The sequence below is a fragment of the Bradyrhizobium sp. Kon58 genome (genome assembly GCF_055807455.1).
In genome coordinates this window covers 1-10320 of the sequence record NZ_JBVVOT010000064.1, presented here as the reverse complement: position 1 = coordinate 10320, position 10320 = coordinate 1, and the positions used below count along the sequence as shown (strand labels likewise).

The following is a 10320-nucleotide window of genomic DNA, read 5'->3' as shown; positions in this document are numbered from 1 at the left end:
GCTACCGTCAAGACTCGTCGCTCAAAGGGGTCAAAATTGGACGCCGATACGGGGTCAAATTTGAACGCCGATTGACAAACGATGGCACCGCAATCTTCTCGGCTGCCATCTGCGCCGCGGTCTCAGCTTGCGCCGCGTTCTCCTCCAGGTCGGCGAGCTGTAGCTCGAGCTGGTCCAGCAATGCGCCTCGCTCGGAGGACTGTCCGAACTGCTCGTGCCGGAGTTTCTTGATCGTGAGTTTGAGCTTCTCGATCAGCAATGTCCCCGCCTGGGCCTCGGCTTCCGCGGCCAACCGGGCCGCTCGCTCAGCGCGCAGCATCGCCTGCAGCGTGGTCACATCGTCGGGAAGAGAATCATCAGCACCCATCGTCGACCAGAGAATCACAAGACGCGATCTTTGTCCGAACCGCTGATCGTGCCACCGATTCAAATCCCAGCGATCAGCCAGCCGCCCGCGGTCGCCAGGTACGTTGCGGCATCCGCCAGTCAATGCCCTCCAGCAGGTAGCCAAGCTGGGCGGGGGTGATTGTCACCACGCCATCAGCCGACGACGGCCACAGGAAGCGGCCGCGCTCCAGCCGCTTGGCATAAAGCGACATGCCTAGTCCATCGTGCCAAAGGATCTTGATCAGCTTGCCGCTTTTGCCACGGAACACATAGAGGTCGCCCCCGTGCGGGTCTCGCGTGAACGCTTCCTGCACCAGCAAGGCCATCGAGTTCATGCCGCGACGCATATCGGTGTGGCCGGTCGCAATCCACACCCGCACGCCCGACGCAATGGGGATCACCGTAGGCGTCCATCTGCCAGCGCCGCCACGGCGGCCTTCAGCGTCGCCGCGTCGACCGTACCCGTGATCCGCATCCGAGCCCCCGGCAGTAAACTCGATCTCAATCGACCCGCCGCTGCTGGCCGGCGCGACTGGACAAGGTGTCGGCCCTGATTCCGCGACCACTATCGCCGGTACGAAGCCAGGTTGATCGGCGGCATCCTTCGGCTCCGGCTGAAACGAGCGTCGCCATCGCAGCAGCAATGAGCGCGAAACGCCATACCGCCGCGCTGTTGCTGCGACTTGGCGCGGCGCCTGTAAGCTCTCCACGACGATCTTGAGCTTCTCATCCTCGGACCAGCGCCGCCGCCGGCCCGTGTCCACCACCTCAAGCCGTTCGACTTGGGCGCTGCGCCTATCACTGTCCATAAGGACAGTTCTCAACAACACGCCTCATTCGGCAAGGCGGCCTTCACCGGACGGATACCATTGAACTGAACCGATCGCTCATCGCCCTGGCGCATACGAGCGCTCGAGGATTGTCCATCAACACCTAGCGCCGAGGAATGTGCTCTCCACCCGGCAAACCAATCCCACACCGCTGCTCTAGGTGTTGCAGGCGGCAGCCAACCCAAGCTTTCTCAGGAGCGGCGCAAACCGATCGTTTGGGCATTCCTTCGCCAAGCTCGCTTGAACTTCTTCGGCGGCTCGCTGACCCGCTTCTTTGCGACGCCCGCCTGCTTTTGAGCCTCAGGCTTTGGAGCATACGGGTCGCGCCAGTGACAAGAATGAAATCAGGTGTTTGGCTAGGACGGCTAATCGGAGGAGCGGGAAGAGGCTCTTGCTCTGCAGCTATGAAGCTCACCTCCGTTATCTGCTTGGGCAGATCCAGGTCTTTCACCACAAGAGTTTCCAACCTGTCGGATTTCTTCGTGCTCGCAGCCGACGCCGGTGCAGCGAATACTACCAGCACCTCTGACTGGGGGGATCCGACCTGCGACCCCCAGCGGCAATCGCGCAGATTCAAACTAAGCCAAGCACCTCAAGTACAACAGCTTTTTGGCATTTGCCAGTCCCCACATTGGCAATCTTAGCATCTGCCACGAGATGGGTCCGGAATGAGGCGGAACTTCTCATTTTGGTTAATTCGAAAGCGGCCATTTGGCGACTAGTAGCACTGGCTCACCGAAATCAGGCAAAACCTGCCTGAAATCCGCCGACAAAGCGACTGGGACTACCGAAAGATAACCCGGCGGTCCGAGTCGAAATCCGATCAGATCCGGCCTCAGTCCGAATCACTGGAGCGGGCGCGGCGCAGCCGCCGATGGTGCTTCTGTTCTTTCAGCGCATCCTGAACGCGTCAAAGGCGTGCGCCAAAAAGATCACGACACTCAGAAAGGCCAACGTGGCAATTGCCATCTCTGTCATGGCCTCACCCATTTGCTCGAGATGCCCAGAAGAGCGGCCTGCACGAACTGTTCGTAAAGTACATTGATAAGCGCCAGCATGACCACATCCCGCTGTTTATCATCCCGTGGAACGTTAGGGTGGGAGTGTTTCAGGCTCGCTTCGTTGCGCCCGGAAATGGTTTCGCCGCCACGGCGAAGGGGCTGACCTACGGTGCCCCGACGCGGCGCCCGTAAGCTGTCGACGGCGATCCTGAGCTTCTTGGACTGGCGCCGCCGCCGGTCCGTGTCTGCTACCCCAACCCATTCGGCTTCGGCACTCCGCCTATCAGTGTTCTTATACAACATGCCTCTTTCCGTTTTCGGCGACGCGCAGCCGCAACGGACGGGTGTCTTGCCGGGCCTTGCAGGCATGGCCAACGATGTTCTTGACAGCCACCACGCGAAAGCCTCTGAGGAGTGGACGGCGTGTGCAGAAGGCACTATTTTCGCGACATGATGCGGAAATTAATCATTTTGATTGCCTGGTGCGGCCTCGGATCCATCGCCTTTGTAACACTCTCTCCGATCGGCTTGCGCCCTGAATTAGGATCTGCCGGGTTCGAGCGTTTCGCAGCTTACGGTGCCCTCGGCGTTCTCTTCGTAGTGGCATATCCTCGCCGATTCACACTGATGATGATATTCATACTCGGTGTGGCCGTTTCGCTCGAGCTGCTGCAACATCTCACGCCTGACCGCCATGGCCACATCGCGGACGCTGCGCAAAAGGTTATTGGCGGGCTTGTTGGTTCGAGCGCCGCGAAGTTCGCCCATCTGTGGCGAGACCGATCCTGAAAACGGCGGCTACCGCGGCGGCGATAGGGTTAGCCATGCAATTGCGTGGGCAAGCGTCTCAGTCACCAGCTGTGGGTGTGCGTTGATGCATGCGTTCGTCGCTCTCTAGTTTCTATTGTCGCGGTGGCCTCGCCGCGACTCCGCTTGATTATCTGGCAAGTGCCGGCGGCCCGCGCCGGATACTAAGCGAGGTGGCGATATACCCTATCCCAAATGCTGCTGCGCTGGTGGTCGCTCCATACTCGTCGGAACCGCCACAGATAAGACGACGCGACCATCTACTGGTGGAGAATGAGATTTTGCTCGCACGGACTCACCGAAGAGACCTCGGCAAGACAACCCTGCTTGCCGCCAAGTCTCCCCTCCGCGCTCCCCTGCTTACCATCTTGTTGGCCGCTACCCGCTGTGGTGACGCCCTCACAGCTTATTGGCGCTTGGCGTTCCGAATCAGGCAGGTTCGTCCGAAGTGCCGAATGGACGCTGCCGCTCGAACGATGTGCACCGAAAGACTATTGTGACAAGGAGTTAATTTTGGGCTGGATCGCAAATCTACTCCGCCTTCCGGACGTCGGCCTTCGACCTCGGGACGGCACCCACGTGGACCTACAGCCGTTATCGGCGCGCGGCGCTCGATGGTTGAAGCACAACCTGTTTCGCTTCCCCGGTGCGGTCTGGTCCCGCAAGCAGGGTTGTGTGGAATTGGCAGAGGGCGACGTTATCGCGTTGCATCTCGTGGTCGAGCGCCTGAAAGAGGCTGGTGTTCGGGTGCGATTCTATGGGCGGCTTCGGCGCTGGGACGGGAAGGCGCCGGTGTGGACCTTGCTGGTGCGTGGAAAACGATGATCCGGCGGCGTCGAAGCCATTGGCTCATCGACGCTCTGCAAACCCGTGCGGCCGGTTAACCTGCAAGCTTCGCATCAATGTTAATCCGCGAGTTTGGTTGTGTGCGTTCTACTCCGCGCTAAGATTCGCTTACCGGACATTGCATGCCCGGGCCCACCATGGCGAAAGTCGGCGCGCTCTCATATTCGGCGCGTCGTCTTCGTTCGCCCAACAACGCGCGCGAGTTGATTTTGCAGAAGCCGTCAAAGGAACCGCTCGATCTCGTCGAAATGCGTCGAGAGATTAGCGTCCTGCGAAGCTGCCATTCGGAAAATGGCCGCGTCACCAACCTTTTGAACAAGCTGATGATCAAGGTTGCACATCTCATGGAGCCGGAGAACGCCGCTCACGCTGAACAGCTGCGCAAAGCTTACGAAAGAACGATGGCAGAGGTGGAGAGAGCCGTCGCGCACAATGAACCCAAGCCATCCAGGTAAGCCTAATAGCGAGATCATATTGTAGTAAAGCGCCACTTCATCGGAGGGTACCTACAGTCGTGAAAGAGCCTTCGTTTCGCGTACGGGCGCTTTTGCTGCGAGGGGTGCTTGCCATTGCCAGGCCCCGCCCAGCTTTGCCAGAGGCACGGGTATTAGAACGAGGGCCGGCAATCGCTACTGGGTCAATCTCGATGCTACTGCGTCGGTGGGTGCATTAACCCTGCCGCAGCGTTGCCACGTCCGCGAGGACTCCGTCGGCGGACTTGGCGGCCTTGAGAAAATAACGCGACCATCTCACCGGATGACGTCACGCTCCACAGGAATGAACCTATTCTCATTCAGCGAGATGCAGCGCGTTCTTAGACCTCGCCAGCGCGAGAAGTGGAGCAGAAACTCCCAGAACTTGACCTCCTGGACCATCAGAGCCGGCTTAAGGCATAGATGAACCTGGGCCCTTTCAAGAGATTACACCGTTTGATTTTGCGAAAACTGCTCGCATTAGCTGCATATCAGAAAGCTACACTAATTAAATCGTTTGACAACTTTAACTTGCAGATAAGAAGGTACGCGCTCTAAAAGAACGAGAAGCCGATCTCGGAGTTGAAGTCCGACAAGGCGCAAGGCCTCGTCCGATTACCAGATCTTCTTCACGCGCGACGCCTAGCCCTTGGACGTCACGGTTTTGACTTTTCTGTTATTCAATTCATCTGCCATTTGTAAGCTGAAGAACCGCTTTAACAGGCGATCAATCGCTGTGTCGAAACGTTCTTCGAGATCCAAATTGGCGAGTACCCCAGCGCTTTCCAAGGCGTTGCGGATAGCGCGCTCATTAGGAGCGGTTATCCGTGCTAACTCCGATGTCGGCCGCGATAGCGCGTCCGACTTCTGCGGTTTCGCCGGCGATGGCGACTTCGGCACGCTTGCCTGCGGGCAGGTACGGCGCACCAATAAACTTAACGAGCGCCCTTCAGACGCCTCCGCGAGAGGTATTCTGCGACCTCATTTGGACTGAAGATCAAGGTTGCCTTGAGCTGAACTGAAAATTATGATCGCCGTCCTTTTGAAGAAAAATAATAGTGCGGAGGGCGTCGTATGACCGGGTTCGAAGCCAAGCTTGAACGTTTTGAATGCCTCGCCACTGAATGCGAATTGATCGCTGAGCGAGCGAATGAAAACGATCGACAGCTGTACCTACGCGCTGGCCAGCGTTATCGCGATTTGGCAAAGGATATGCGCGAACTGATCGCTTCCTTCGACATCGCCGCGTAAAGTACAGCGTGCTGCTTAGCCGGAAGCTGTTCAACGGCCCACACATCCGTCCCCGAGGCGACTAAGGGTCTCGATTGGCGCCCGGTGAGTGGTTCAGCGCAGCCGATGGGGTATTAGAGGACCCCAGCCTAAAGCAGGTCTTTGAGGCGCGTTGAAGCATCCTTACGCGCTGGTCACGCCTGCTTAGCCTGGGGGGTGCAAGCCAGTCTGCCTACCGTTCCGGCGGCCTAACACGCTTTGAGCGCTCACGTCGGCGATCAGAAATATGCTCGCGAACGCCGTAGCCAACGCCAAACCCGGCACCGAAGATAAGCAAGATGACGACAACGTCTGCCATTCGATGCGTTCGCCGCTGCGGAGAGAATGCCAGAAGTGGGCCGCCAGCTTACCAGCCAATCCGCTGGAGGCCCGTGCCAGTGCTGAAATTCTGGCCTTGGGCGGTCAGACGACTGGCACAACGATACGCTGTGGACGTCAGGCGACCTGCAAGACTGCGCTGGATTAAGCTAACGCAGCAAGGTTACCCGGGTCCTTCGCACGCGGTGTCCGAAGCGTTCTCGCATTGGCAGTGGCCAGCCGAAGTGTTTCCCTGAGAAGGAGAACTTCTTCGTATTGTTTCTCAGTTTGCAATTTTGTCGCCAAACGCGCGATTTGGTTGTTGTTGAGGAGTTCGACGCGCGCAGCAATATTCGTGTGCTTATTCGACATAGACCACCCCCACTGCGTTGTGTTCCGGGCACTTTTTATGACTGTTCCAAGGTTTCAAGACATCGCATACCAACCGTTGGGAAGCGGGATGAATGGCCAGGACGCGACTTCAAGATTATCGTTCGCGGCGGCGGGCTTCGTCGCAGCTGTCGGATCGGCGACGGCTTCTTCCACCTGGGCGGCACTCGCCGCGGTGCGCGCGGCGCACCTAAAATCGATTTGCATGAACAAAGCTCCCCATCGGAAGCGCGGAAATTTGCAGTGTTCTAAAAAGGGTCGATAAGAATTAGGGCACGACGATATATCGGGTCCGCGTCGCAATCAATAGTAGTGCGGCTCTGACTTAAGTCGAATTCCGCCGTCGCGCAGCGGCGACATACAAAGCGCGAATTCACCGAGCGCCCTTCAGGCGACACGACGTCGAGCACGTCGTCATCACGCCGTTGTCGCACCTAATGCAAGCCTTGACGCATTGATCATAGTTCTTCGGATCAAAAGGCGAGAACATTTTGGCAGCGCATGCATTCGTCGAGTTGGTGACGTCTTCCTCACGCGAACAGGCCGAAAGCCCCGCAGCGACCGTGAGGATAACAACCGCATGGATTGTTGCGAGCGCGCTTCACGTTGGGTCAGACCAAGGCGTGCTGGACCGAAGCTACCGGTCTTGGAGACTTCGACTGTATGGCGGCGAGATATCGAGATGTCGTGACTACGGCAAAAGCGACGGTAATGGCAAAGGCGACCGTGGAAACAACAACAGCGGTACGAGGACCAATCATAATTTGAAGCGCTCCTCCCCAGGGCGTCCCCCGGCAATCACCTTAGCGACATGGTCCCAAAGAGTTCAAGCTTCGTCTCATAGCTCGAAGGACCTTTGCGAACTTGCGATGCCAGAGCCCGGCGTGCGAGTGTCTACTTTTGAACAGTTCGCCGACCCAAAGCTGTGAGCCCGCCCCGCAGCTACGCTGCGCGCTTCTGCTCGCCAATCCAGAGCGTTAAGATGCGATTTCACTGTTTGCGCGCGATGCGGTTCAATTGACTGGCGGGTCTCATTTAGGACAGTCTTGCTTTCCGATTAAGGATATTCGAATTCGAACGGCGTATGGAAGCCGCCGCGGCGTATTGTTGTCTCTATGCGCTTGAACCGCCAATTCACGATTGTGACGGGACTGGGCCTTGCTCTGGCAACGTACGCAGCGGTGGCAGCGCTGAAAGGCTGGCCGGTCATCGGCGGGCACCATCACGGCGATCGCGTGATGCTCATTGAGCGATTTTGCGTGTGGGCTCTTTTTGGATCTGCGCTATCGCTCCTTTTGCCGGGCAGGCTGCTGATCGTTTGCGGCTTCCTCATAGTGACTTCACTCGCAATAGAACTGTCGCAAATCGTTCGCCCTGACCGCTATCCCAGCCTCTTCAGCGCTGCGCTGAAAATCCTAAGCGGCATCGTGGGTGCAGCGGTCGCACAAATCGTTCTCATGTTCTTGCCGCGTCCTCCATAGTCGTTGTATTGCCCTCATTTGCCCAAGTAACACTAACGCACAGATGTTCTTGCGCCGCTCGGCAACGGGCCCGATGCTTCATGCAGTCGCGAAGTCGTCCTCGTCTTGCGTAACGGCGGCTTCGCGGCGAGGGGTCGCCGCCCCCTCGGTCGGCGATCCCGCCCACAATGCTGCTGAGGTTCGGAGGCAAAGTGTCTGTTGAATGGACGGGCTTTGATCGGCGACGCGTCACACGCAAAACGGTCGACCAGACAGTCATGCTCTCGCTCTCAGGCGGAGCGACAGTCACGCGCTGCGCAATGCGTGACCTCTCAGTTTTTGGGGCCGGCCTACTGCTAGAAAATGCTCCGATCCCGTCGACTATCCTCCACCTATCGTTTGACCATTTTCGAACAGGCTTCGCCTGCCGCCTCATATGGCGTCGCGATGCTTTCGTCGGGGTGGCGTTTGTCCATTAGCGTGCTGCGATCTAACGCCGGCGCAGCGCGCGCGCTGATCGCGAAGCTGAGGTGCACGGTCGGCAAAGGCCGCCTAGGTCCTGATCCTGACCGGGTTGCCGGGACGTCACTGGATAAAAGCGCCGAACTGGATGGGCTGGCGGCGATGCCGAGCGGCTCGCCCCGGGCTCTTTAGGCGGAAAGAGCTGCATCGGCAGTCCGATGATGATACCTGTCTGGTCAGCACTGACATTGCTAATCCCAATGTCGGAGTTAGGACCGCGTTGAAGGCGCCACCTCGACGCGGTCCGCCACTATTGACCGAAGCATTACACAGCGGTCGCACAGCTAACGTGGCTTGCAAGCCCCGCCTCTGCTGATCAGAACGTGCGGCCGAAGCCTACTACTCCGCCCATGCTCCCGGGCTGGTGCGGGGCAGGCGACGTCGACGCATTCTGCCCAAACCCGTATGTGTTCGTCCCGGGCACAGGTACCGAGATCTGCGAGTTTCCGTTCACGCTGTGCCAGTGATGGTGCCGCTCGGAAAGGAATGACGAATTCACGTTCTTCGTTGTGAGTACAAGGTCCAGTCCAGCTGCGGCTGCAAAGGGGCGAGGCGCCGACCATCGCACCAAACTTCCACGGGGCTTCTTCTTCGCAGCGGCCCTTCCCTTTGCATCTACTTCCGTCGCGCAGTCTCACATCCAAACTCAGGCATAGCCGAGCTCGTCGAGCACGTATCCTGATAGATCATCATGATACTTCGCTCGCCGAACGGCTCTGTGCGTATGTCAATTAAACTGACATAGGTTTGGGATTGCCAGATTTTCCCGGCAGTCGTCAGATTCTTGTTGGCAGAAGCGAGTCAACTTGGCATGCTCCTGTGACCGGGGCTCGCACGTTCATCTCGCATCTATTTACACCCGGGGACTGAAGCAACGGCAACGCTGCGGCAGCTGTTTTAGTACGTGTTGTTTAGATCAACCAATGAACTTCTGAGGCCGCCTTTAGGTGGCCTCTTCGTTGGGAATTCAATTCTGCAGGGATATTGCAATGGCAAAACCAGCCGTTTCCCGGGATGCTTTTCGTGGACTATTCGCTTTATACGCGACGAAGGCTCATCACGATCACAAAGCCGGAGAATGCCTTTTGAGGTTGTTCGGGTCTGCAGAATACATTCCTGATCGCCTACTGCAGCAATGGTCTGAAAAAGCTGATCTACTCGGTCCAGAAACCGTCGGTAGTGTAGTGGGGCCGCGCGCCCGTGAACTCGCGAGCGGCGGCACGCGGTACGACCATGCGAGTGATTTTCTCCACTCGCTCCTGAGAGACCTCGGGCGAAAAACGCAGTGATCAGATGCGCCGTTTCCGCGCGCTCTTGCCGCGCCTCTGCTCAACTTTGACCTCATAGGAAGTCTTCTGCCCCTCACGCAGCTCGTTAGACCGGCGCGTTCGCCTATTAGCCCCTCGACTTTAACCTGCGCCTTCTCCCTGGGTCCGGGGAGGTGCGTGGCGCCTCAATCTTCGAGGCGAGCGACCAGGCCGCTGGAGAAATTTGATTTCGATAAGGAGCGGTCAATAACATCTGGAAGATTGCCTTGCTGGCGCTGTAACGAGCTGCAGTCCTGCTGAACTCGCTGCCAATCAACAAAGGGGTGCCTGATCGGTCAATGACGGACCATCGCCAGGCACGACCGCGCCTATGTATCGACAGATCAAAGAGAGCAAAAGCGTCAGCGTTCATCTATGGATACCTTGAATGCGCACTTGGAAATAGACAGGACACATTACGAAATCTGACGGGGAGAACTTTCGGGCAACGCTGGGGTTCCACGCCCGGATACATATGATATTAGTTGAAGATTAAAACGTTCGTTGCTACTCGACGATCTCCGGTAGCTATCCATATAGGTTGCGACCGAAAATTTTGCGTTGCGAATTTACGGGATGCTTCAACTCCGACTTGCCCCACCGAAAGCCTACAGATGTCTCATTTACCTGCCGACAAGATCGCGCTCTTCATCGATGGAGCCAATCTCTACGCGACGGCGAAAACTCTGGGCTTCGACATCGATTACAAG

General features: G+C 57.7%; 13 protein-coding genes and 1 pseudogene. 9 read left to right on the top strand and 5 right to left on the bottom strand.

Annotated features, from left to right (window positions below; genetic code table 11):
- Positions 1–7 precede the first annotated feature (7 nt).
- The 3 genes from AC0L20_RS39175 to AC0L20_RS39165 all read right to left on the bottom strand — a co-directional run bounded on the left by AC0L20_RS39175 (position 8) and on the right by AC0L20_RS39165 (position 2521).
- The gene (locus AC0L20_RS39175) at positions 8–385 is read right to left on the bottom strand and encodes a transposase domain-containing protein (RefSeq protein WP_473295543.1); all 378 of its coding nucleotides are present in this window, start codon (positions 383–385) and stop codon (positions 8–10) included.
- Between the two features lie 55 nt (positions 386–440).
- On the bottom strand, positions 441–1214 hold the full coding sequence (tnpB, locus tag AC0L20_RS39170) for an IS66 family insertion sequence element accessory protein TnpB (RefSeq protein ID WP_473295542.1): 774 nt from the start codon (positions 1212–1214) through the stop codon (positions 441–443).
- A gap of 977 nt (positions 1215–2191) precedes the next feature.
- Positions 2192–2521, bottom strand: a complete 330-nt coding sequence (locus AC0L20_RS39165; RefSeq protein WP_456765773.1) for a hypothetical protein — start codon at positions 2519–2521, stop codon at positions 2192–2194.
- Between the two features lie 120 nt (positions 2522–2641).
- Between AC0L20_RS39165 and AC0L20_RS39160 the strand changes: the two genes are divergently transcribed.
- The 3 genes from AC0L20_RS39160 to AC0L20_RS39150 all read left to right on the top strand — a co-directional run bounded on the left by AC0L20_RS39160 (position 2642) and on the right by AC0L20_RS39150 (position 4326).
- On the top strand, positions 2642–3007 hold the full coding sequence (locus tag AC0L20_RS39160) for a VanZ family protein (protein WP_231171078.1): 366 nt from the start codon (positions 2642–2644) through the stop codon (positions 3005–3007).
- 636 nt (positions 3008–3643) lie between these two features.
- Positions 3644–3850, top strand: coding sequence for a hypothetical protein (locus tag AC0L20_RS39155; protein WP_231171077.1), 207 nt, complete (start codon positions 3644–3646; stop codon positions 3848–3850).
- 143 nt (positions 3851–3993) lie between these two features.
- Complete coding sequence (locus AC0L20_RS39150) at positions 3994–4326, top strand: hypothetical protein (RefSeq protein WP_473295541.1); 333 nt, start codon at positions 3994–3996, stop codon at positions 4324–4326.
- 660 nt (positions 4327–4986) lie between these two features.
- Here AC0L20_RS39150 and AC0L20_RS39145 read toward each other — a convergent pair.
- Positions 4987–5244 (bottom strand): hypothetical protein, encoded by a 258-nt coding sequence (locus AC0L20_RS39145; RefSeq protein WP_473295540.1) that lies wholly within the window; start codon positions 5242–5244, stop codon positions 4987–4989.
- A 174-nt stretch (positions 5245–5418) separates the two neighbouring features.
- On the opposite strand from AC0L20_RS39145, the gene AC0L20_RS39140 reads away from it, so the two are divergent.
- Positions 5419–5595, top strand: coding sequence for a hypothetical protein (locus AC0L20_RS39140; RefSeq protein WP_007606697.1), 177 nt, complete (start codon positions 5419–5421; stop codon positions 5593–5595).
- Between the two features lie 265 nt (positions 5596–5860).
- Entirely contained in the window at positions 5861–6100 is a 240-nt protein-coding gene (locus AC0L20_RS39135) for a hypothetical protein (protein WP_473295539.1), read from the top strand.
- A gap of 257 nt (positions 6101–6357) precedes the next feature.
- Here AC0L20_RS39135 and AC0L20_RS39130 read toward each other — a convergent pair whose 3' ends face one another.
- The gene (locus AC0L20_RS39130; RefSeq protein WP_473295538.1) at positions 6358–6528 is read right to left on the bottom strand and encodes a hypothetical protein; all 171 of its coding nucleotides are present in this window, start codon (positions 6526–6528) and stop codon (positions 6358–6360) included.
- A 914-nt stretch (positions 6529–7442) separates the two neighbouring features.
- On the opposite strand from AC0L20_RS39130, the gene AC0L20_RS39125 reads away from it, so the two are divergent.
- The 4 genes and pseudogenes from AC0L20_RS39125 to AC0L20_RS39110 all read left to right on the top strand — a co-directional run.
- A complete protein-coding gene (locus AC0L20_RS39125) occupies positions 7443–7802 on the top strand; it encodes a VanZ family protein (RefSeq protein WP_157234051.1) in 360 nt (119 codons plus the stop codon).
- A gap of 167 nt (positions 7803–7969) precedes the next feature.
- Positions 7970–8260 (top strand): PilZ domain-containing protein, encoded by a 291-nt coding sequence (locus AC0L20_RS39120; protein WP_007606695.1) that lies wholly within the window; start codon positions 7970–7972, stop codon positions 8258–8260.
- Between the two features lie 1032 nt (positions 8261–9292).
- Positions 9293–9592 carry a hypothetical protein gene (locus tag AC0L20_RS39115; protein ID WP_083843199.1) on the top strand — a complete coding sequence of 100 codons (300 nt, stop codon included), beginning with the start codon at positions 9293–9295 and terminating at the stop codon, positions 9590–9592.
- Between the two features lie 632 nt (positions 9593–10224).
- Positions 10225–10320: pseudogene (locus AC0L20_RS39110) on the top strand (LabA-like NYN domain-containing protein); the annotation flags it as partial.

Bases quoted from the DNA above. Each gene is read 5' to 3' on its own strand.
- AC0L20_RS39140 (WP_007606697.1), top strand. From the start codon at position 5,419: ATGACCGGGTTCGAAGCCAAGCTTGAACGTTTTGAATGCCTCGCCACT.
- AC0L20_RS39120 (WP_007606695.1), top strand. From the start codon at position 7,970: ATGCTGCTGAGGTTCGGAGGCAAAGTGTCTGTTGAATGGACGGGCTTT.
- AC0L20_RS39135 (WP_473295539.1), top strand. From the start codon at position 5,861: ATGCTCGCGAACGCCGTAGCCAACGCCAAACCCGGCACCGAAGATAAG.
- AC0L20_RS39115 (WP_083843199.1), top strand. From the start codon at position 9,293: ATGGCAAAACCAGCCGTTTCCCGGGATGCTTTTCGTGGACTATTCGCT.
- AC0L20_RS39165 (WP_456765773.1), bottom strand. From the start codon at position 2,521: ATGTTGTATAAGAACACTGATAGGCGGAGTGCCGAAGCCGAATGGGTT.
- AC0L20_RS39130 (WP_473295538.1), bottom strand. From the start codon at position 6,528: ATGCAAATCGATTTTAGGTGCGCCGCGCGCACCGCGGCGAGTGCCGCC.
- AC0L20_RS39150 (WP_473295541.1), top strand. From the start codon at position 3,994: ATGCCCGGGCCCACCATGGCGAAAGTCGGCGCGCTCTCATATTCGGCG.